Annotated in this window: 15 protein-coding genes and 2 pseudogenes; 1 reads left to right on the top strand and 16 read right to left on the bottom strand. The window is 60.8% G+C overall.

Annotated features, from left to right (window positions below):
• Positions 1 to 7: 7 nt before the first annotated feature.
• The 7 genes from gcvH to arcD (ACZ0AZ_RS02380) all read right to left on the bottom strand — a co-directional run bounded on the left by gcvH (position 8) and on the right by arcD (ACZ0AZ_RS02380) (position 7,892).
• On the bottom strand, positions 8 to 391 hold the full coding sequence (gene gcvH, locus ACZ0AZ_RS02410) for a glycine cleavage system protein GcvH (protein ID WP_039758162.1): 384 nt from the start codon (positions 389 to 391) through the stop codon (positions 8 to 10).
• Positions 392 to 830: 439 nt separating this feature from the next.
• Entirely contained in the window at positions 831 to 2,339 is a 1,509-nt protein-coding gene (locus ACZ0AZ_RS02405; protein ID WP_463538645.1) for a sigma-54-dependent transcriptional regulator, read from the bottom strand.
• A gap of 208 nt (positions 2,340 to 2,547) precedes the next feature.
• The gene (locus ACZ0AZ_RS02400; protein WP_434596024.1) at positions 2,548 to 2,910 is read right to left on the bottom strand and encodes a DUF5064 family protein; all 363 of its coding nucleotides are present in this window, start codon (positions 2,908 to 2,910) and stop codon (positions 2,548 to 2,550) included.
• A gap of 63 nt (positions 2,911 to 2,973) precedes the next feature.
• Complete coding sequence (gene arcC / locus ACZ0AZ_RS02395; protein ID WP_039758155.1) at positions 2,974 to 3,903, bottom strand: carbamate kinase; 930 nt, start codon at positions 3,901 to 3,903, stop codon at positions 2,974 to 2,976.
• Positions 3,904 to 4,094: 191 nt separating this feature from the next.
• On the bottom strand, positions 4,095 to 5,105 hold the full coding sequence (locus ACZ0AZ_RS02390) for an ornithine carbamoyltransferase (protein WP_310409746.1): 1,011 nt from the start codon (positions 5,103 to 5,105) through the stop codon (positions 4,095 to 4,097).
• Between the two features lie 68 nt (positions 5,106 to 5,173).
• Positions 5,174 to 6,430, bottom strand: a complete 1,257-nt coding sequence (gene arcA / locus ACZ0AZ_RS02385; protein ID WP_039758149.1) for an arginine deiminase — start codon at positions 6,428 to 6,430, stop codon at positions 5,174 to 5,176.
• A 34-nt stretch (positions 6,431 to 6,464) separates the two neighbouring features.
• Complete coding sequence (arcD, locus tag ACZ0AZ_RS02380; RefSeq protein WP_129997500.1) at positions 6,465 to 7,892, bottom strand: arginine-ornithine antiporter; 1,428 nt, start codon at positions 7,890 to 7,892, stop codon at positions 6,465 to 6,467.
• A 437-nt stretch (positions 7,893 to 8,329) separates the two neighbouring features.
• Here arcD (ACZ0AZ_RS02380) and arcD (ACZ0AZ_RS02375) point away from each other — a divergent pair, with 437 nt between their 5' ends.
• On the top strand, positions 8,330 to 9,757 hold the full coding sequence (gene arcD / locus ACZ0AZ_RS02375) for an arginine-ornithine antiporter (RefSeq protein WP_130886993.1): 1,428 nt from the start codon (positions 8,330 to 8,332) through the stop codon (positions 9,755 to 9,757).
• A gap of 105 nt (positions 9,758 to 9,862) precedes the next feature.
• Here arcD (ACZ0AZ_RS02375) and ACZ0AZ_RS02370 read toward each other — a convergent pair whose 3' ends face one another.
• The 9 genes and pseudogenes from ACZ0AZ_RS02370 to gap form a co-directional block, all read right to left on the bottom strand.
• Positions 9,863 to 11,209, bottom strand: coding sequence for a CoA transferase (locus ACZ0AZ_RS02370; RefSeq protein WP_463538644.1), 1,347 nt, complete (start codon positions 11,207 to 11,209; stop codon positions 9,863 to 9,865).
• 192 nt (positions 11,210 to 11,401) lie between these two features.
• Positions 11,402 to 11,929, bottom strand: a pseudogene (locus tag ACZ0AZ_RS02365) (methyl-accepting chemotaxis protein); the annotation flags it as partial.
• Between the two features lie 330 nt (positions 11,930 to 12,259).
• Positions 12,260 to 13,267, bottom strand: a pseudogene (locus ACZ0AZ_RS02360) (methyl-accepting chemotaxis protein); the annotation flags it as partial.
• Between the two features lie 442 nt (positions 13,268 to 13,709).
• Positions 13,710 to 14,120: a YbaN family protein gene (locus ACZ0AZ_RS02355; RefSeq protein ID WP_129997496.1), complete on the bottom strand. Its 411-nt coding sequence runs from the start codon at positions 14,118 to 14,120 to the stop codon at positions 13,710 to 13,712.
• A gap of 161 nt (positions 14,121 to 14,281) precedes the next feature.
• Entirely contained in the window at positions 14,282 to 14,878 is a 597-nt protein-coding gene (locus ACZ0AZ_RS02350) for a biliverdin-producing heme oxygenase (RefSeq protein ID WP_129997495.1), read from the bottom strand.
• A 111-nt stretch (positions 14,879 to 14,989) separates the two neighbouring features.
• Positions 14,990 to 17,575, bottom strand: a complete 2,586-nt coding sequence (locus ACZ0AZ_RS02345) for a TonB-dependent receptor (protein WP_463570982.1) — start codon at positions 17,573 to 17,575, stop codon at positions 14,990 to 14,992.
• Positions 17,576 to 17,697: 122 nt separating this feature from the next.
• A complete protein-coding gene (locus ACZ0AZ_RS02340) occupies positions 17,698 to 18,663 on the bottom strand; it encodes a FecR family protein (protein ID WP_024014066.1) in 966 nt (321 codons plus the stop codon).
• Between the two features lie 132 nt (positions 18,664 to 18,795).
• The gene (locus ACZ0AZ_RS02335) at positions 18,796 to 19,323 is read right to left on the bottom strand and encodes an RNA polymerase sigma factor (protein WP_116658598.1); all 528 of its coding nucleotides are present in this window, start codon (positions 19,321 to 19,323) and stop codon (positions 18,796 to 18,798) included.
• A 199-nt stretch (positions 19,324 to 19,522) separates the two neighbouring features.
• A complete protein-coding gene (gap, locus tag ACZ0AZ_RS02330) occupies positions 19,523 to 20,524 on the bottom strand; it encodes a type I glyceraldehyde-3-phosphate dehydrogenase (RefSeq protein ID WP_016773526.1) in 1,002 nt (333 codons plus the stop codon).
• Positions 20,525 to 20,612: the final 88 nt, after the last annotated feature.

Genomic DNA, 20,612 nt, shown 5'->3' with positions numbered 1-20,612 from the left:
TAATTCCTCAGGCTTCGGCTTGGGCTTTGATCAGACGGTCGTAAGCATCCTGATCGAGCAGTTTGCCGACAGCGGCGGCGTCGCTTGGCTGAAAGCGAAAGAACCAGCCTTCGCCCAGCGGATCTTCGTTGACCAGCTCAGGAGCGTCTTGCAGTGCCGGGTTGACTTCCAGCACGTCGCCATCGAGCGGCATGTATACGCCGCTGGCGGCTTTTACCGATTCCACGGTGGCGGCTTCAGCGCCTTTTTCGTAAGCCTGCAGCTCAGGCAGTTGCACGAACACCACGTCGCCCAGGGCGTTCTGCGCGAATGCGGTGATGCCGACGGTGACACTGCCGTCGGCTTCGGTGCGCAGCCATTCGTGATCTTCAGTAAAACGCAACTCGCTCATGGAAACTCCTCAGGGGCCAGACTCGTCTGGTGGAATAGTCGGGCGCGAAGGCCCTTATTTATGAGGGGTTGATTAGCAAGAACGCGGCCAATGTTGAATTATTCATGTAAATCAATAAGTTATATGTTTTGGTGAGATGGCTTGAGCAGGGGTGTGTAGCGAAATCGCTACAGGCTGGGGCGAGGAGAAAAGCTGAATGGGATCAAAGCCTTGCACAGCACTGATTAGGGGAGGGTGTATCGATATCGTTCCACTGTAGCGCTTTCAGTACAGCTGGAGGTCGTTTTTGAACGGATTTCGAATCCGCCATAAAACCTTGTGGGAGCGAGCCTGCTCGCGAAGAGGGCGTGTCAGGCGCCAGCTATTTTGCGGATAGACCGCTTTCGCGAGCAGGCTCGCTCCCACATGGGGAATTTCCCGCAAGAGGGAATGTGGTGAGTCAGGGTTTGTTGGGAATGCCGTATTTGCGCAATCGGTGGGCAATGGCGGTATGCGAGGTCTGCAAGCGGCTCGCCAGTTGGCGGGTCGAGGGATAGCTGACGTAGAGCTTTTCCAGCAGCTCTCTTTCGAACGATTCGACCGCTTGTTCCAGACTCTCCACATCAGTGTCGGCTTGGCGCGCCACCGAGGTGCCGGCGATGTCGAGGTCGCCGATATCGACCAGGCTGCTCTCGCAAATTGCCGCCGCGCGGAAGATCACGTTCTGCAATTGCCGCACGTTACCCGGCCAGCGATTGCCGAGCAGCGCCGGGTAGGTTCCCGGGGCGAGGCGGCAGACCGGACGCTGGATCTGCGCGCAGGCCTGCTGCATGAAATACCGCGCCAGCAGCAGAATGTCCTGACCGCGTTCACGCAGCGGCGGCACTTCAACGTTGAGCACGTTGAGGCGATAGAACAGGTCTTCGCGGAACAGGCCTTCGCTGACCATTTTTTCCAGGTCGCGGTGGGTCGCGCTGAGGATGCGCACGTTGACCTTCACCTCACGATCCCCGCCCACCCGACGAAAGCTGCCGTCGTTGAGAAAACGCAGCAGTTTGGCCTGCAAGTACGGCGACATCTCGCCGATCTCATCGAGAAACACCGTGCCCTGGTTGGCCAGTTCCATCAGTCCCGGTTTACCGCCACGCGCCGCGCCGGTGAAGGCGCCGGGGGCGTAGCCGAACAGTTCGCTTTCGGCGAGGTTTTCCGGCAGCGCTGCGCAATTCAACGCCAGAAAAGGAGCGCTGTGCCGCGCACTGATCGCGTGGCAGGCACGGGCGACGAGTTCTTTACCAGTACCGGTTTCGCCCTGAATCAATAGCGGTGCATCAAGGGCGGCGACCCGTTGCGCACGAGCCTTGAGCGTGCGGATCGCCGGGGATTCGCCGAGCAGGGCATCGAAGCCTTCGGCGTGATCGTGGTGCAGCGCCGACAGTTGTTCGCCGATGCGGTTCGGTTGATACAGGGTCAGCAGGGCGCCGGCGTCGGTGATCGGCGTGGCGTCGAGCAGCAGGGTCTGGCCGTTGACGGTGATCTCGCGCAGCGGCAGGCGAAAGCCGTTTTCCAGCAGCGTGTCGAGCAGGCCGGGATCGTTGAACAGCGCCGAGACGCTTTCGCCGGCCGGTTCGCGACCGTACAACGCGATCAACGCCGGGTTGGCCAGCAGCACCTTGCCGGCGCTGTCGAGGGCCAGCACCGGGTCGGTCATGGCCGCGAGCAGAGCATCGAGCTGCAAGTGCCGGCGCTGGCCGGGGAGGATATCGACCACGGTCACCGCTACCACGCCGAGTACGCGAAACAGCGCATCCTTGAGTTCTTCGAGCACTTGCGGGCTGAGGGTCGGCGCGTCGATGTAGACGTTCGGCGGGATCATCTCCACCGCATCCAGATTGAGGTTGCGCCCACCGAGGATAGCCAGGACTTCCTGGGTGATGCCGACGCGGTCGATGAAGCTGACATGGATACGCATGGGGCGGTTCAGTGATCTGCAGGGCGGAGGGGGGCAAGTATGCCTTGGGGCGGGCTAATGATGAAATTTGCGGCGACTTTCGTCACAACATAATGCCCTGTGGGAGCGGGCTTGCTCGCGAAGGCGGTGTGTCAGTCGATATTTTCGTTACTGATACACCGCCTTCGCGAGCAAGCCCGCTCCCAGAGGAGGTTGTGGTGGATTCGGGTTATTCGAAATGCTCGGGATTGACCGGATCCCCGGAGTGCATATTCAACTTCTGCCGAATGTCTTCAAACATAAGATCGTAATGCTTGTGCACCGAGCCGATCTGGCTGTGGGTCTTGGGGATTCCGTATTTCTCGGCGATTCGCGTGACATCACGGGCAAAGTTGTAGGCCTCTTCCTTGGGCAGGAAAAACACCTCCTTCACGTCCTTGCCCTGCATGCTGCCGTGCAGGGTGAACTGAATCCCTTTGCCTTTCTGCGGGTCGGTGAACACTTCATAGTCGAGGCAGACGTTGTAATTGACGTCATCGTCGGTCAACGCGTGCCGCTCGATATGCAGATGACCGGGTTCGAATTGGGCCATTGAGCTACTCCTTTCAAGGCATGGGCGCGGGGCAGGCATTGAGTCTGCCCCGGCGTTTTATTGTTATCGGTAACTGATCCCCGGCTTCGCCGTGCAGACCCGCGTACCGGCGGTGCCCTGGACGATGGCTTCGATATCGGCCAGCGAACCGATCACCGCAACCTTGCCAGTATGGCGCGCGAATTCGCAGGCTGCCTGCACCTTCGGCCCCATGGAGCCGGCGGCGAAACCGAGGCGCTCAAGTTCGTCCGGGTGGGCTTCGGCGATGGCTTTCTGCGTCGGCTTGCCGTAGTCGATGAACGCCGCGTTGACGTCGGTGGCGATCACCAGCAGGTCGGCTTCCAGTTGCTCGGCAAGCAGCGAAGAACACAGATCCTTGTCGATCACTGCCTCGATGCCCTTGAGGTTGCGCTGTTCGTCATACATGGTCGGAATGCCGCCGCCACCGGCGCAGATGACGATGCTGCCTTTGTCCAGCAGCCACTTGATCGGGCGGATTTCGAAGATGCGTTTCGGCCGTGGACTGGCGACCACGCGGCGGAATTTGTCGCCATCGGCTGCAATCGCCCAGCCTTTCTCGGCGGCGAGTTTTTCCGCTTCGGTTTTTTCGTACACCGGGCCGATCGGCTTGGTCGGGTTCTTGAAGGCCGGGTCGTTGGCGTCGACTTCGACCTGGGTCAGCAGGGTGGCGAACGGCACTTCGAAGTCGAGCAGATTGCCCAGTTCCTGTTCGATGATGTAGCCGATCATGCCTTCGGTTTCAGCGCCGAGCACGTCCAGCGGGTAGGGGGTGACAGAGGTGTAGGCCGCCGCTTGCAGCGACAGCAGACCGACTTGCGGGCCATTGCCGTGGGCGATGACCAGTTGGTTGCCGGGATGGATCTTGGCGATTTGCTCGGTGGCGATGCGGATGTTGGCGCGCTGGTTGTCAGCGGTCATCGGCTCACCACGGCGGAGCAGGGCGTTACCGCCCAGGGCTACGACGATACGCATGGTGCAATCCTTCTAAGCAGAGGAGTGGCAAACGACTCGATCTCCCTGTCGGAACCGGGATCCCTGTGGGAGCGAGCCTGCTCGCGAATGCGGTATGTCATTCAACAGTGATGTTGTCTGATCTGACGCTTTCGCGAGCAGGCTCGCTCCCACATTGGGTTTCCGGTTCCTTCAGTGGGAGCGCTGTGGCGTCAGAGATCAGCCAGGGTCGAAACCAGAATCGCCTTGATGGTGTGCATGCGGTTTTCCGCTTGCTCGAAGGCGATGCAGGCCGGCGACTCGAACACGTCGTCGGTCACTTCGATGCCGTTTTTCAGGTGCGGATACTGCTCGGCGATCTGTTTGCCGACCTTGGTGTCGCTGTTGTGGAACGCCGGCAGGCAGTGCATGAACTTGGTGCGCGGGTTGCCGGTGGCTTTCATCAGGTCGGCGTTGACCTGATACGGCAGCAGTTGCTGGATGCGCTCGGCCCAGGCTTCCACCGGTTCACCCATCGATACCCAGACGTCGGTGTGAATGAAGTCGACGCCTTTCACCGCCGCTTTCGGGTCTTCAGTGAGGGTGATGCGCGCACCGCTTTCTTCGCCGTATTTCTTGCAGCGCTCGACCAGATCATCATGCGGCCACAAGGCTTTCGGCGCGCAGATGCGCACGTCCATGCCGAGCTTGGCGCCGATCAGCAGCAGCGAGTTGCCCATGTTGTTGCGCGCATCGCCCAGGTAGGCGTAGCTGATTTCGTGGATCGGCTTGTCGGCGTGTTCACGCATGGTCAGCACGTCGGCGATCATCTGGGTCGGGTGATATTCATCGGTCAGGCCGTTAAACACCGGCACGCCGGCAAACTTGGCCAGCTCTTCGACGATTTCCTGTTTGAAGCCACGGTACTCGATGGCGTCGTACATGCGCCCCAGCACGCGGGCGGTGTCCTTCATGCTTTCCTTGTGGCCGATTTGCGACGAGTTCGGGTCGATGTAAGTGACGTTGGCGCCCTGGTCATAGGCCGCCACTTCGAAGGCACAACGGGTGCGGGTCGAGGTCTTTTCGAAGATCAGGGCGATGTTGTTGCCCTTCAGATGCTGTTGCTCGGTGCCGGTGTATTTCGCGCGTTTCAGATCGCGGGACAGGTCGAGCAGGTAACGCAGCTCACGTGGAGTGTGGTGTTCCAGGCTGAGCAGGTTACGGTTATGAATGTTAAACGCCATGATGATTCTCCTTGGATTCGGTAATCGGCCCGGCCGCTACGGGATGGGTGCGGCCGGGGGACGGTCGTTTAGTAGTCGATCGGGTCACGGATGATCGGGCAGGTCATGCAGTGGCCGCCGCCACGGCCCCGGCCGAGTTCGCCGGCGCTGATAGTGATGACCTCCACGCCAGCCTTGCGCAGCAGGGTGTTGGTGTAGGTGTTGCGGTCGTAGCCGATGACCACGCCCGGTTCCATCGCCACCACGTTATTGCCGTCGTCCCATTGCTCGCGTTCGGCGGCGAAGCTGTTGCCGCCGGTTTCCACTACGCGCAGTTTCGGCAGATTCAGCGCAGCGGCGACGGTGTCGAGGAAGCTGCCTTCTTCGCGGCGGATGTCGATGCCGCCCTGTTTACTTTCGTCAGGGCGCAGGGTGAAGGCAACGATCTGGTTGACCACTTCCGGGAAGATCGTCACCAGGTCGCGGTCGCAGAAGCTGAACACGGTGTCCAGGTGCATTGCCGCGCGGGATTTTGGCAGGCCGGCGACGATGACTTTTTCCACCGCTTTGTTGTTGAACAGGTTCAGCGCCAGTTGGCCGATGGCCTGACGCGACGAACGCTCGCCCATGCCGATCAGCACCACGCCATTGCCGATCGGCATGACGTCACCGCCCTCAAGCGTTGAGTTGCCGTGATCCTTGTCCGGGTCGCCGTACCAGATCTCGAAGTCGGCGTTGGTGAATTGCGGATGGAATTTGTAGATGGCGGTGGTCAGCAGGGTTTCCTGACGGCGCGCCGGCCAGTACATCGGGTTCAGCGTTACGCCACCGTAGATCCAGCAGGTGGTGTCACGGGTGAACTGGGTGTTGGGCAGCGGCGGCAGGATGAAGCTGGAGTGGCCGAGGAAGTCGCGGAACATCTGGATGGTCTTGCCACCGAAGCTGTCCGGCAGATCATCGGCCGAGACGCCGCCGATCAGGAATTCGGCGATGTGCCGTGGCTCGAGGCTTTTCAGCCAGGATTTCACTTCGCTGATCAGGCCCAGGCCCACCGAGTCGGCCGTCACCTTGCGTTCGAGGATCCAGTCCAGCGCTTCGGGGATGGCGACGATGTCGGTCAGCAGATTGTGCATTTCCAGCACGTCGATGCCGCGTTCGCGCATCTTGGTGACGAAGTCGAAGTGATCGCGCTTGGCCTGCGCCACCCACAGCACGTCGTCGAACAGCAGTTCATCGCAGTTGTTCGGGGTCAGCCGCTGATGGGCCAGACCTGGGGAGCAAACCATGACTTTACGCAGTTTCCCGGCTTCGGAGTGGACGCCGTACTTCACTTTTTCCGTGGTCATTTCTGTGTTCCTCCAGATGACAATCAATCAGGGGTTACAGCGTCAGGAAGCCATCGTAGAGACCGTAGGCCGCCACCACGGCGCCCACGACCACTGCGGCGAAAATAAGCTTCTCGACGTTGGTGAAAACCGGTTGTTTGAGTTCCAGCTTGGCCTTGGCGAACAGGATCGCGCCGGGCGCATAGAGCAGGGCCGACAGCAGCAGGTACTTGACCCCGCCGGCATACAACAACCACACCGCATAGATCAGGGCGATACCGCCGATGATCAGATCCTTGCGCCGCTCGGCGGCAAAGCCTTCGTAGCTCTCGCCACGCACCGCCAGCAGCAGGGCGTAGGCCGCCGACCACAGGTACGGCACCAGAATCATCGAGGTGGCGAGATAGATCAGTGACAGATAAGTGCTGGCCGAAAACAGGGTGATGATGAGGAAGATCTGCACCATGGCGTTGGTCAGCCACAGGGCGTTGACCGGCACATGGTTGGCGTTTTCCTTGCGCAGAAACTCCGGCATGGTGTGGTCTTTGGCAGCGGCGAACATGATCTCCGCACACAGCAGCACCCATGACAGCAACGCGCCGAGCAAGGAGATGATCAGACCGACACTGATCAACACCGCGCCCCAGTGCCCGACCACGTGTTCAAGCACGGCGGCCATCGACGGGTTCTGCAGTTTCGCCAGTTCCGGTTGGGTCATGATGCCCAGCGACAGCACGTTGACCAGCACCAGAAACAGCAGCACGGTAATGAAGCCGATCACGGTGGCCTTGCCGACGTCCGAGCGTTTCTCGGCGCGGGCGGAGAAGATGCTTGCGCCTTCGATGCCGATGAACACCCAGACGGTGACCAGCATCATGTTGCGCACCTGATTCATCACGCTGCCCAGGTCGGGGTTTTTCACGCCCCAGATGTCAGCGGTGAAGATGTCCAGTCTGAACGCGAAGATCGCGATCAGCACGAACAGCAGTAGTGGCACGACCTTGGCGACGGTGGTCACCAGGTTGATGAACGCTGCTTCCTTGATCCCCCGCAGCACGAGGAAATGCACGCCCCACAGCAACAACGATGCGCCGATCACCGCCGCCGGCGTATTGCCTTCGCCGAAGATCGGGAAGAAGTAACCGAGGGTGCTGAACAGCAGAACGAAGTAACCGACGTTGCCCAGCCAGGCGCTGATCCAGTAGCCCCAGGCCGAGGAGAAACCCATGTAGTCGCCGAATCCGGCCTTGGCGTAAGCGTAGACACCGCCATCCAGGTCAGGCTTGCGATTGGCGAGGGTCTGAAAGACGAAAGCGAGGGTGAGCATGCCGACCGCGGTGATGGCCCAGCCGATCAGCACGGCACCGACGTCGGCGCTGGCGGCCATGTTTTGAGGCAACGAAAATATCCCGCCGCCAATCATTGAACCGACTACCAGTGCAACCAGTGCACCGAGTCTTAGTTTTCCGGGCGCTTCAGACATTTGCATGACTCCATTGCAGGAAAGGAGAGCTCACAGCCTAGTACTGTTGTCTGTTCGAACAGCTGACTTGGATCAGTGCATGGTCACATTCCATTGTTAATGAATGACTTATCCACCCGTTGCGGGCATAAAGCTGCGGTCTGAAAGGCCCGTGCCAGAGCCGTTTAGGTAACGCAATTGGGAATAGCTATTAATGCTTTCGAACTATGACGCTAGTTGCTTTTCCGCGTTTGGCAAATGTCCGTCATCTGTTTTCAGCACAGAATTGAATTATCAGGATCAGCGCACAAAACTGACTTAACGTGCTACGCGTTATCGTTATCAGCTATATATAAGAGTGCGCAGCCGGGCATTACCTGATAAACGTCATCTACTCTTAGCTTTTTAGTCAGCTGTTGTTACAAATAAACAACAGCGGCTTTTTCAAGGAGATCTGCATGTCGCAACCGACGCAAAAGCTGCGCCTTGGTGCGTTGATCGCGCTGGTGGTGGGGTCGATGATCGGCGGGGGGATTTTCTCTTTGCCGCAGAACATGGCGGCACGCGCCGATGCCGGGGCGATTCTGATCGGTTGGGGTATCACTGCAATCGGCATGCTGACCCTGGCGTTCGTCTTCCAGACCCTGGCCAATCGCAAACCGGAGCTGGACTCTGGCGTCTACGCGTACGCCAAGGCCGGGTTTGGCGATTACATGGGGTTCTCATCTGCGTGGGGATACTGGATCAGTGCGTGGCTGGGCAACGTCGGTTATTTCGTCTTGCTGTTCAGCACCCTCGGCTATTTCTTTCCGGTGTTCGGCCAGGGCAACACGCCAATCGCCATCGGCTGCGCCTCGGTGCTGTTGTGGGCGGTGCATTTTCTGGTGATGCGCGGGATCAAGGAGGCGGCGCTGATCAACCAGTTGACCACCGTGGCCAAGGTGGTGCCGCTGATCATGTTCATCGTCATCGCTGCGGTGGCGTTCAAGGCTGACATCTTTACCCGTGACATCTGGGGCCGCAGCAACCCGAATTTCGGCGGGGTGATGGATCAGGTGCGCAACATGATGCTGGTCACCGTGTTCGTGTTCATCGGCATCGAAGGCGCCAGCGTCTACTCGGCCCGCGCGGAGAAACGCAGCGATGTCGGCCGCGCCACGGTGATCGGTTTTCTCGGCGTGCTGGCGCTGCTGGTGCTGGTCAACGTGCTGTCGCTGGGGATCATGAGCCAGCCGGAACTGGCCAATCTGCAAAACCCTTCCCTGGCGGCGGTGCTGGAGCACATCGTCGGACCATGGGGCGCGTTGCTGATCAGTGTCGGGCTGGCGATTTCCCTGTTGGGCGCGTTGCTGTCATGGGCCTTGCTCTGCGCGGAGATCCTTTTCGCCACGGCCAAGGACAAGACCATGCCGGCGTTCCTGAAGAAGGAAAACAAGAACCACGTCCCGGTCAATGCGCTGTGGTTGACCAACGCGATGATTCAGATTTTCCTGCTGATCACGCTGTTCTCGGCGGGCACGTATACCAGCCTGATTTACCTGGCCTCGTCGATGATTCTGGTGCCGTATTTGTGGTCGGCGGCCTACGCGGTGCTGCTCAGCGGGCGCGGCGAAACCTACGAACACGCCTCGGCCGAGCGCACCAAGGATCTGCTGATCGGCGGCATCGCACTGGTTTACGCGGTGTGGCTGTTGTATGCCGGTGGAGTGAAATATCTGCTGCTGTCGGCGCTGTTGTACGCGCCGGGGGTGATTCTGTTTGCCAAGGCCAAGCGTGAACAGGGGCAGCCGGTGTTTACCACGGTGGAGAAAGGGATTTTTGCTTGCGTGGTGATTGGCGCGGGGCTGGCGGCGTATGGGTTGTATAGCGGGGTGTTGAGTTTGTAGGCGGATTTGCTTTGGCAGGTCAGGCCCCTTCGCGAGCAGGCTCGCTCCCACAGAAGTACGCGAATCCATGTGGGAGCGAGCCTGCTCGCGAAGGCGGCCTCATAATCACCACTGCGCCCGATGTGACCCCAATTCAGCGGCGGGCAAATCCCACCGCACCACCGTCCCGCTGATCTGCACGGGCACGCGCAACCTCCGCGCCGGCCCCCACGCGGTGTGTTCAATCGCCGGATCCTGATCCAGCGCGTCTTCGGCCCGCAGCGGGTCAAGCATCCCCGGCCCATGCTCGATCAAAAGCTTCGCCGTACGCGCCAGCGACAACCGCGCCGACCCTCCACAACCATTGGCCAGTCGTTCAGTCAGCAGCCTTATTGCACTCGCCGCCATCAGATACCCGGTCGCATGATCCAGCGCCTGCACCGGCAGTGGCGTCGGTTTATCGCTGTGCTTCCAATGCTGTCCGGCCTCGGCGATGCCGCTGCTCATCTGCACCAGGCTGTCGAAGCCGCGGCGGTTCTGCCAGGGGCCGCTCCAGCCGTAGGCGTTGAGGCAGACGTCGATCAGCCCCGGTGCCAGTTGCCGACGGCGTTCACCACCAAAACCGAGATGTTCCAGCGCATCGGCGCGATAGCCATGCAGGAGAATGTCGGCGTCTCTCAACAGGCCTTCGAACACCGCGCGATCCGCTGGAATCCGCAGGTCCAGCCGCGCACAGCGTTTGCCGACGGTCATTTCCGGAACCACGCCGGGCTCGTTCCAGCTCGGTGGATCGATGCGCAAGACATTGGCGCCAAGCCCGGCGAGAAAGCGGCTGGCGGTGGGGCCGGCGAGGACGCGGGTCAGATCCAGCACCTTGATTCCGGCCAGAGGTCGTGCGATCGAGCCTTGCCACGCGGTCCGGTTCTCGTCCGTCCGCTCAATGAACTGCACCAGCGCTTCGGCATTTACCGTCAGCCCTTGCGGATGCTGCTGCCATTGCGCCCAACTGCGCATTTCGGCGGCGCAACCCTTGGCCTCGACCACCGCCTGTTCAAGATCCGTGCTGCCCCACTGCGCAACTTTCGCCGCCATCGCCGCGCGGTCGGCGCAGACCCCCAGCACGCGTTCGGCGGCGGCGCGGTGGTGCGGGGCGTTGGTGTGCAGACGGATCCAGCCATCCCGGGTCGCATAGTCGCCGGCGATCGCGTCCCATAAGGGCGGCACTTGCCAGCCGATCGGGCGCAGCGAGGTGGAGAACCAGAACGAGGCCAGACGTCGGTCGACTGCAACCGCAGGCAAGTGCCCGGTTTGCTGGTGAAGCAATTCGCTGAGCGCTTGCCCGGCAACGGCGATGCTGGCGCAGGCCAGATCGGTGACGGCGAACGCCGAGGGCAACGCGCCGTCACCGTGGAAGGGGATCGGCGTGCGCGGCAAGCCGAGTGCGGTTTGGATGGACGTGAGCAGATCAGTCATCGAAGGCCCTCCGGAACGAGAGGGGGATGATAGTGCAAAAGAATCGCGGTTTAGATGAAACCAGGATGTGAACCCATTTCCCCCTGTGGGAGCGAGCCTGCTCGCGAAGGCGTCGTGTCAGTCAACACAGATGTTGGATATGACGACCTCTTCGCGAGCAGGCTCGCTCCCACAGGGATTTATGCTGAATTGTTACACGCGAAACTGATCCATCAATTTCATCTGCTGGCTCGCCAGGCTGTTGAGCTGGCTGCTGATCGCTGCCGACTCCGTGGCCTGTTCGGTCAGGGTTTCGGTCACGGTGCGAATTGCCGAGACGTTGCGGTTGACCTCTTCGGCCACGGCGCTTTGCTCTTCGGCGGCGCTGGCGATCTGCAGGTTCATGTCGCTGATCACCGTCACCGCGTCGCTGATCTTGCCCAGTGCATCAACGGCCTGACGAATCTGCCCGGCGTTGTTGTGCGCCTGGGTCTGGCTCGAGTGCATGGTCGCGACCACGCCACGGGTGCCGGTCTGGATGCGCTCGATGACGATGCGGATTTCCTCCACCGAGTCCTGCGTGCGCTTGGCGAGGTTGCGCACTTCATCGGCGACCACGGCAAAACCGCGACCGCTTTCGCCGGCGCGGGCGGCTTCGATGGCGGCGTTGAGGGCCAGCAGGTTGGTCTGTTCGGCGATGCTGCGAATCACTTCCAGCACCGAACCGATCTGCTCGCTGTTGACCGCCAGCGCTTCGACTTCGGTCACCGCTTTGCTGACTTCATCGGCCAGCTGATTGATGTCGCGAGTGCTGCGCTCGATGATCGCCATGCCGTCCTTCGCCGACTGGTCGGCACCCTTGGCCGCATTGGCGGCGTTCGAGGCGCTGTTGGCGACGTCGTGGGCGGTGGCGCTCATTTCGTTGGACGCGGTGGCGACCTGATCGATTTCGCGGAACTGCACCTGCATGCCTTCGCTGGTCTGGCGGGCAATTTCCGACGATTGATCAGCCGTACCGCGCGCTTCGGTGATGCTTTGTTTGATCTGCGCGATGGTCGGCTGCAGCTTGTCGAGGAAGCGGTTGAACCAGTTCACCAGTTCGCCCAGTTCGTCTTTCTTGCTGTAGTTCAGGCGCTGGGTCAGATCGCCTTCGCCGCTGGCGATGTTCTTCAGCATGTCGGCGACGCTGTTGATCGGACGGGTGACGCCGGAAGCGGTGAGCCAGATCAGCAGCAGGCCGACCAGACCGGCCACGCCCGCCACCAGCAGGGCAGTGATCACGCCGGTTTGTTGCGCGTCATCCAGTACCGCTTGCAGCTTTACCGAATCGGCCAGCAGCACATGCTCGGGCAGGTCAATGACCACGCCCCAGGCGCGCGAATTGCCGATCGGATCAACCGGGTAAACCGCGCGAATCAGGTCGCCCTGTTCGAGGATTTTCGCCGTACCGCTGCCGACCAGTTGCAATACATCTTGGCCGTCAGCGCCGAGGGCGTCGTTGATTTTTTTGCCGACCCGCGTTGCGTCAGCGCTGTCGGCCGCGAGCACGCCGCTGCCGGAAACGATCAGCATGTGCCCGGCGTTGTTGAACAGGCTGCGCTGCGAGTCGACGGCGGCGGCTTGCAGGGCGTCGAGCGCGATGTCGACACCGACCACACCGATCGCTTTGCCGTCGACCAGCAGCGGAACGGAAATGGTCGTCATGAGCATTTCCTTGCCACCGACGGTGTCGGCATACGGGTCGAGCAGGCAGGTGCGCTTGTTGTCGCGAGGGCAGGTGTACCAACTGTTGTACGGCGTGCCGCTGACGCTGACAGTGGTTTTGGTCAGGTCATCTTCGACCATGATCGTATTCAGCGCAGCGCCGGCAGCACGGCTCCAGTACGAGGCGAAGCGCCCGGCTTCGTTGGACTGCCGCGCGGCATCGTTGGCGAATTCGCTGTCCTTGCCGTCGAGGCCGTTGGGCTCGAAAGCCAGCCAGATGCCCAGCACTTTGTCGTTGCGCTCGAAGGCGGTCTTCAGGCTCTGGTTCAACTCTTCCCGCACGGCGCCAGCTTCGAGCGAACGCTTGGCCGCCATCGTCCGCAGATCCTTGATCTGGTCGGCGAGGGCGGTGACCACCAGCAGGCTTTCGCCAAAGGTTTTCTGCACCCGCACCGCTTGCTCGGCAGCCTTGGCCTGCAGCAGGTTTTGCACACTGGCGGTGAGCAACTGGTTGCTGGATTGACTGACCAGTGCGTCGTTCTGGTTGGTCTGGTAGATGTTCATGCTGACAATCAGCGCCACCACTCCGAGCAGGCACAGGCCGGAGAGCAGGACGATTTTCAGGCGAATGGACAGAGCGTCGAACATGAGGCGGTCTCGCGAATGGAAAGAAACAGGTGGCTGGGCCTGAGGCCCGTTTTGCCAAATCCATTCAGCGCCATTCAATCCTCATCGGCGTCGAGCGAGACGGCATGAGGCGATTGCCGACGGACGGTCGCCGCTAAACGTTTGCGCAGGGGAAAGTGCTGAAAAGGCGTTAATTACAGGAATGTTTCGCGACCGTGACGGGCGTTTCCGGGCGCGACCAGATCCACAGATTGCCCAGGCCCATGCCGGCAATCGCCAGGTAGATCGGCCAGCCGTGATCGAGCATGACCAGCATCAAAGTGGCGCACAGCAGCATGCTCACGGTGGCGCTGAGCTTGGCCTTGCGCGCGATGATCCTGCCGTTGCGCCAGTTGCTCAGGATTGGCCCGAACAGCCGGTGATTTTCCAGCCATGCGCTCAAGCGCGGCGAACTGCGGGTCGCGGCCCATGCGGCAAGGAGGATGAACTCGGTGGTCGGCAGACCGGGCACGACGATGGCGATCAGGCCAATGCCGAGGCTGATATAGGCCAGCAGGCCGAACAGCAGACGGGCGAGTTTTGATGGGACGGGTGCGGGCATGGCTCAGCGGTGGCTTCTGAAGCGGAACGGGGATCTTACAGATTTGTGGTGAGCCCTGTGGGAGCGAGCCTGCTCGCGAAAGCGGTTGATCAGGCACATTGATGTTGAATGTGCTGCCGTCTTCGCGAGCAGGCTCGCTCCCACAGGGGATAAGAGTTGCTTCAGGCCACTTCGGCTTCTATGGCATAAGCCCGCTCCAGCAGCACGGTAAAGCGGTTGAACGCATCCAGTGCACCTTGCTCAACTTCCGCCTCTTCCTCTGCCGTGAACGGCAACGCATCGAGGGTGCGCACAAAGCTTTTCCAGCCCTCGGCGCGGCCACCTTGCGGTTCTGCCAGATGCCGGGCACCGAAGCTTTCGCTCAGCTCCAGTGCCACCGCGCGCTTGATCAGGAATGCCGCGCCGAGCTTCGAACCCTCCGACACGAAGATCCAGCCCAGCGCCCGCGCCTTGCTCGGATTTTTCAGCGCGCCGGCCACCGGCGCCGGGACTTCAGTGTCGAGGTCGGCGAGGTCAGCCCTGGCGGCTTCGGCGCGGCAACGGGCCGGCAGATCCGGGACGATCGCGGTCAGCTCGGCATCGTTGTACAGCTCAACCAGTTCCGCCTGGAACAGGTATTGCGCAACAACGAAACGGGCGAAGCTGGCGCGGGTTTCGAAGGGCGCGTGGGCTTTGACCAGCGCATCGAGCTTGCTGTGCGGCTCATGGGTGATCTGGTTCAGGCGTTGCGAACGCAGGGCTTTTTCCGAGGCAGTCATGGGGGTGTCCTTGATAAATGAGGCGCTTGATAACAAGACGTACGGGTGGGCGCCGGACAGTAAAAAAACCTCACTGCGCAGCGATAACGCGCGCAGTGAGGCCGGAGCGGATCAGATGTCCCAGATCAGGTTGATCGCGAAGTTGCGTCCCGGTTGGGTCAGGCGATCGAGGTTGGCCGGTTGCGTCACCGAGGCTTCGCCGACGCTGTCGTATCCGCGCACGTCATCCCATAGCCAGTATTTCTTGTCGGTCAGGTTGTAGACGCCGCCGCTGACGGTGACGTCGTCGGTCACCTTGTAATAGCCGGTCAGATCGAGAATGCCGAAGCCCGGGGTCTTGAACTGGCTGCTGACGCCGTCCGGCGACTTGAAGTTGCTGTCGTCGACGCGATCCTTTTTCTTCACCACCGTCCAGCTCAGCAGGCCGCCATAGGTGTCCTGGTCGTAACCGAGACCGAAGACCCCGGTAAGTGGATTGACGCTGTTGATCGGTTCGCCGTTGTCGTTGTTGCGACCGTAGGCGTAGGCGATCGAACCCTGGGTATACAGACCTTGCGGCGCACCGAACGCATCCAGGTTCAAGCGACCTTTGACCTCCGCGCCCTTGATCGTGGCGCGCTTGATATTGTTGCTCTGGAACGTCAACTGATCGTCGCCCGGCTTGACCGCGTCCTCGTTGATGAAGTCGCGGTACTTGTTATAGAACACCGCGACGTCGAACGAGCCCTGCTCGAAATTGCCGCGCAGGCCGGTTTCGAAGCCTTTGCTTTTTTCCGGCTCAAGGTCGGAGTTGGGCGCGACGGTGTAGCCGCTGGTGTTGTTCTCGAAACGTCCGTACAGCGCTTTCGCCGTCGGGGTGCGGAAGCCTTCGGCATATTGCCCGTACCAGGTGTAGTGTTCCGTCAGCGCATAGGTCAGGCCGAATTTCGGCGAGACTTTGTGCCAGGTCTTGTTCTTGTCGCTGACCGTGCCCTGGCCGTCGGCGTTCACGGTGTTGAGGAATTCCTCGGTAATGTGCGGCTTGAGCTGGGTGTAGTCGTAGCGCAGGCCCGGCAGGAAGGTCCAGTCGTTCCAGCTGATCTGATCCTGAGCGAACAGGCTGTAGGTGTTGATGGTTGGATCGGGGAAATCGCTGGCCTTGGCCAGCACGTCCGCCGCACTGGTCGCGCCAATCGCCGTGCAGCCGCGACCGACCGCCAGGCATGTGCCGTCGCCGCTGCGTGAACCGGTGACCTTCTGTTGCTTGATCGTGGTGCCGTAGGTCAGCAGATGATCGGTGTCACCGATGGCGAAGGCCTTGTCCAGTTGCGCGTCGAATACCCACTGTTTTTCCTCGTAGATGGTGTCGCGGGTACGCAGCACCTTACGAGTGATCGGGTAGTAGAACTCTTCGGTGCTTTGGTCGGTCTTGGCGATCTGGTGATTGAGGCTCCACTTGACGTTATCGGCCAGCAGGCTGTCGAGGGCGAACGAATGTTCGATGCCGAAACGCTCGCGGGTGATGGTGTCGTTACCGGTGCGCCACTGGTACATGCCGCCGGGCAGGATGCTGCTCGGAATGGTCGGCGCGCCGTTGAAATACGGGCCGCCGTAGGCACTTTTCTGGTCGGTGTCGCGATCGTCCTTGTACTTTTCGTAGGTCAGGCCCAGGCGCGAATCGTCGTTGTAGTTCCAGCCGAGCTTGGCCAGGACGTTGGTCGCGCGCACGTCTTCCGGGTTGGCGGCGGTGCGCGCAAGGCCGGTGCCGTTGTTGCCGCCGAAGGACTCGGTTTCGTGTCCGTCGCGCTGGCTGTAATGCAGCAAGCCGTCGAACTCACCGCTGCGGCCGGCGACGGTGGCGGATTTCAGCCAGCTGTCATCAGCGGAGCTGTAACCGCTTTTCAGGCGCGCGCCGACGTCCTTGCCCGGTTTGATGATGTCGTCGGCGTCCAGCGTGTAGTAACTGACCGCGCCACCAATGGCGTTGCTGCCGTACAGCACCGAGGCCGGGCCACGGAGGATTTCCACGCGTTTGACGATTTCCGGGTCGACGTAGTTGCGCTGGCTCTTGGCGTAGGGGCCGTTGAAGAAGCCGTTGGGGATTTCCACGCCATCGACCTGGGTCAGGATGCGGTCGCCGTCGATACCGCGAATGTTGTAGCCGCTGATGCCGCCACGCTGCCCGGCGCCGCCAACGGAAACGCCCGGCTCGTAGCGCACCAGATCCTTGATCGTGTTGACGTTGTTGCGGTCAAGCGCTTGGCGATCATGCACGCTGACCGTCGAGGGCACGCTGTTGACCGACTGTTCCTGGCGAGTGGCGCTGATGGTCACCTGATCGAGATTGAGCGTGCCGCTGCTGTTGCGTTTTTCCAGCACGACATTGTTGTTGCTCAGTTTGCGGAAGCTCAGGTTGGTCCCCACCAACAGGCGCTCGAGGGCTTTCTCCGGCGGCAGCGAACCGCGCACGCCCGGCGACGAGACGTTCTGCCCCAACTCGGCCGGCAAACCGACCTGCCAACCGGTCACGGCGGTAAAGGCATTCAATGCCGAAACCAGTGGTTGCTGGCCGATGGCGAAGGCGTAATCGCCCATGTTGCGCGCCGGTTGCTCGGCGGCGGCGAGCAGCGGCGCGGTGCCGGCCATGAGGATGGCCGCAGTCAGCAGCGACAGTACGCGGGAAGGGGAAGCAGTCTGGCGGGTAAGGCGTGAGGACATCGATAGCGCTCCGTGTCGCACGAATCTTTATAGGTGCAGATCGGCATGGTTAGATGCGAATCAATTGCATTGGCTATAACGAGACGTACTGTCGTTGGCTATCGAGTAAAAATAATTCTCATTCAGTTCAGAATCACCAGCGCAGGGAATTCCTGCAGGCGTGCCGAGGTGATGTGAGCGAGGGAGCGGACCACGTCGAGCGGCTGGTCGAGACGGTAATTGCCGGTGACGGCGACGTCGGCCAATTGCTCGTTGTTGTTGATGATCCAGCCCGGATAGTAGCGGCGCAGCTCGGCCAGCACCTGATTGAGCGGGCAGTTCTCGAACACCAGGCGGCCTTCAACCCAGGCCAGATCGGCATTGGCGTCGAGCTTGGCCGGGCGATCAAATCCGTTGGGGCCGATGCGAATGCTTTCCCCGGCGCGCAGGCGCACCCGGGCATCGTTGTGGGTGGCGCGCAGATCGACATCGCCACGCTGCACGTTCACTTGTGCGACCCCGTCGAGGTAGCGCACGGCGAATGCGGTGTCGTGCACGCTAGCCGTTACCGGACCTGCGTCGATCTCCAGCGGCTGATTGCGCCCGCTGGCGATCTCGAAAAACGCCTCGCCCTGAAACAGCCGCGCCACACGTTGTTGATCGTTGATGGTGCTGGAAAACGCCGAATTGGTATTGAGCAGAACCTTCGAGCCGTCCTCCAGTTGCAGCCGCTGACGCTCGCCAACCACGGTGAGGTGATCCGCTTGAATGCGCATCGGCAGGTTGCTGAAACTGAACAGCCCGAGGATCAACACCGCAGCGGTGGCCAGCGGTTTCCAGTGCGGGCGCAAGCGCTTGAGAAAAGTGATTTTTACCGGTTTTGCCGCCAGGGCTTCGGCGCACAGTGCGACTTGCGGGCCGTCCCAGATCGCCTGGGCCTTGGCGAATGCCTCGGCATTCAACGGATCAGCCGCCAGCCAGGCATGAAATTGCCGGGTCTGTTCCTCATCCGGGCTGCCGAGCACGATGAGCCAGTCCAGCGCCTGGTCCATTGCAGCTGCAGCGTCCCGCGCCGAATCGGGCGAAGGCGAGCGGTGGGTGTCCGTCACGGTGGTTCCTCAGGGCTTCTGGCTAGAAGCAGTTTCTAGCTTCAAGCTGCAAGCTGCAAGCCGGAGTGCGTTACTGCATTTCGTTTTTGCTTGCCGCTTGAAGCTTGCCGCTTGAAGCTTGCCGTTTGTAGCTCAAAGCTTGCCGCTGCCTTCATGTCGCTGTGCGACGCCGATGCAGATCGACATGATCAGTTTCAGTTCTTTCTGCACAGTGCTCAGCGACACCTTCAGTTCATCGGCGATTTCCTGATAGCTGTGCCCGTGCAGGCGGCTGAGGATGAATATCTGCTGCTGGCGTGGGCTGAGTTGGCTGAGGCTCACGTTCAAGCGCTCCAGCAGTTGTTCGGCGTGGGCGGCGTCTTCGGCGCTGCTGGCGGGCGCGGCGATGCTCTGCACCACGTCCTGAGGTACATCGTCGACCATGGTCCGCGCATGGATCTTGCGCGCACGCAAATGGTCCAGCGCCAGATTGCGCGCGGTCTGGAAGACAAAGGGTTCAAGGTGATCGATGGCCCGTTCGCTCAACGCCCGGGTCACGCGCAGGTAGGTCTCCTGCAACAGGTCTTCGGCGGTGCTGTGATTGTTGACCATCCGTTCCAGCGTGCGCAGCAGGGAAGTACGCTGGGCGAGGAAGACGTGGTTGAAACGCGATTGACTCACGGGAGGACCTGCTCCATTTCGAGCGAATGATAATGCTTATCATCCAGCTGAATGGTCAAGCGTTGATTTCAATTGAAATCAGAAACCCCTGTGGGAGCGAGCTTGCTCGCGAAGACGGAGTGTCAGGCGCTTGAATGTCGACTGAGGAACCGCTTTCGCGAGCAAGCTCGCTCCCACAAGGATTGGGGGCCGGCTGGGATTATTCGGCGTTGCACAACGCCAGGCAGTTATCCAGCATGCGGTTGGAGAAGCCCCATTCGTTGTCGTACCAGGCCAGCACTTTCAGCAACTTGCCGCTGACCTTGGTGTGGTTGGCGTCGAAGATCGACGACAGCGGGTTGTGGTTGAAGTCGCTGGAAACCAGCGGCAAGGTGTTGTAACCGAGGATTTTCGAATGCTGGCTCGCCGCTTTCAGCAGGGCGTTGACTTCGTCGGCGCTGGCTTCTTTCTTCAGTTGCACGGTGAGGTCGACCAGCGACACGTTGATCACCGGTACACGCACGGCCATGCCGGTCAGTTTGCCCGCCAGTTCCGGCAGCACCAGGCCTACCGCTTCGGCCGCGCCGGTCTTGCTCGGGATCATGTTCTGCGTGGCGGAACGGGCGCGGTACGGGTCGCTGTGATAGACGTCGGTGAGGTTCTGGTCGTTGGTGTAGGCGTGAATGGTGGTCATCAGGCCGCTTTCGATCCCCAGCTCGCGATGCAGCACCTGCGCCACTGGCGCGAGGCAGTTGGTGGTGCACGAAGCGTTGGAAATGATCTGGTGCGACTGGCGCAGAATGTCGTGGTTGACGCCGTAAACCACCGTGGCGTCGGCGCCTTTGGCCGGGGCAGAAATGATGACCTTGCGGGCGCCGGCGCTGATGTGCGCGGCGGCTTTGGCGCGGTCGGTGAACAGACCGGTGCATTCGAACACTACGTCGATTTTTTCTGCGGCCCACGGCAGGTCGGCCGGGTTGCGAATGGCGCTGACCGCAATGCGGTCGCCATTGACCGTCAGGCTTTCGTTATCGTGCGCCACTTCGGCGTCGAACGTGCCGTGGACGGTGTCGTATTTGAGCAGATGGGCATTGATCGAACTGTCACCCAGATCATTGATCGCGACGATCTGCAGGTCTTGACGATAGCCTTGGGTATACAGTGCGCGCAGGACATTACGGCCGATGCGGCCGAAACCATTGATTGCAATTCGAAGAGTCATGGAACAGCGCCGCCGTCGTTTTGTTGTTGGAATTACAAGATTATTCGCATAAAAATAGAAAACAAGCCTTTTTAGTGGCAATATTTTG

This window comes from Pseudomonas sp. AC239 (assembly GCF_979258545.1).
Note: the sequence above shows the minus strand (reverse complement) of the source record. Positions and strands in the feature narration are given on the sequence as shown.

Bases quoted from the DNA above. Each gene is read 5' to 3' on its own strand.
- gcvH (WP_039758162.1), bottom strand. From the start codon at position 391: ATGAGCGAGTTGCGTTTTACTGAAGATCACGAATGGCTGCGCACCGAA.
- ACZ0AZ_RS02405 (WP_463538645.1), bottom strand. From the start codon at position 2,339: ATGCGTATCCATGTCAGCTTCATCGACCGCGTCGGCATCACCCAGGAA.
- ACZ0AZ_RS02400 (WP_434596024.1), bottom strand. From the start codon at position 2,910: ATGGCCCAATTCGAACCCGGTCATCTGCATATCGAGCGGCACGCGTTG.
- arcC (WP_039758155.1), bottom strand. From the start codon at position 3,903: ATGCGTATCGTCGTAGCCCTGGGCGGTAACGCCCTGCTCCGCCGTGGT.
- ACZ0AZ_RS02390 (WP_310409746.1), bottom strand. From the start codon at position 5,105: ATGGCGTTTAACATTCATAACCGTAACCTGCTCAGCCTGGAACACCAC.
- arcA (WP_039758149.1), bottom strand. From the start codon at position 6,430: ATGACCACGGAAAAAGTGAAGTACGGCGTCCACTCCGAAGCCGGGAAA.
- arcD (WP_129997500.1), bottom strand. From the start codon at position 7,892: ATGTCTGAAGCGCCCGGAAAACTAAGACTCGGTGCACTGGTTGCACTG.
- arcD (WP_130886993.1), top strand. From the start codon at position 8,330: ATGTCGCAACCGACGCAAAAGCTGCGCCTTGGTGCGTTGATCGCGCTG.
- ACZ0AZ_RS02370 (WP_463538644.1), bottom strand. From the start codon at position 11,209: ATGACTGATCTGCTCACGTCCATCCAAACCGCACTCGGCTTGCCGCGC.
- ACZ0AZ_RS02355 (WP_129997496.1), bottom strand. From the start codon at position 14,120: ATGCCCGCACCCGTCCCATCAAAACTCGCCCGTCTGCTGTTCGGCCTG.
- ACZ0AZ_RS02350 (WP_129997495.1), bottom strand. From the start codon at position 14,878: ATGACTGCCTCGGAAAAAGCCCTGCGTTCGCAACGCCTGAACCAGATC.
- ACZ0AZ_RS02345 (WP_463570982.1), bottom strand. From the start codon at position 17,575: ATGTCCTCACGCCTTACCCGCCAGACTGCTTCCCCTTCCCGCGTACTG.
- gap (WP_016773526.1), bottom strand. From the start codon at position 20,524: ATGACTCTTCGAATTGCAATCAATGGTTTCGGCCGCATCGGCCGTAAT.